The 543-nt window shown below is 70.9% G+C and carries 1 protein-coding gene; it reads left to right on the forward strand.

The annotated features are described in order from the left end of the window. A partial coding sequence (locus L995_RS23080) for a tripartite tricarboxylate transporter substrate-binding protein (protein ID WP_047473845.1) occupies nucleotides 1–543 on the forward strand: 543 nt, incomplete at both ends.

A 543-nucleotide genomic window follows, 5' to 3' on the forward strand; every position in this document is an offset into this window, starting at 1 on the left:
CGCGCATGGCAGAGGCCCTGGGCCAGCCGCTGGTGGTGGACAACAAGGGCGGCGGCGGAGGCGCCATCGGCGCGCACGAGGCCGCGCGCGCCCAGCCCGACGGCTACACGCTGGGCGTGGCCACCGTGTCCACCACGGCCACCAATGCGGCTATCAACCCGCGCCTGCCCTACAACCCGCTCACCGATTTCACGCCCATCACCAACATTGCGGCCACGCCCAATGTGCTGGCCGTGCATCCGGGCTTCAAGGCGCAGAGCTTTGCGGCCTTCGTGGAGGAGGTGAAGAAGAACCCCGGCAAGCATGCCTACGGCACGGCGGGCACGGGCTCCATAGGCCACATGCTGATGGAGCTGATGTCCAGCCGCTCGGGGCTGTCGCTCACGCATGTGCCCTACCGGGGCTCGGGCCCGGCGCTCAACGATGCGGTGGCGGGCCAGGTGCCCATCGTCTTCGACAACCTGCCCTCGGCCCTGCCCTTCATCAAGGCGGGCCGGCTCACCGCGCTGGCGGTGGCCGCGCCCGAGCGCCTGGCCCAGCTGC

Origin of the sequence: Delftia sp. ZNC0008, assembly GCF_000799035.1 — a bacterium.
Lineage (GTDB): Bacteria > Pseudomonadota > Gammaproteobacteria > Burkholderiales > Burkholderiaceae_C > Comamonas > Comamonas tsuruhatensis.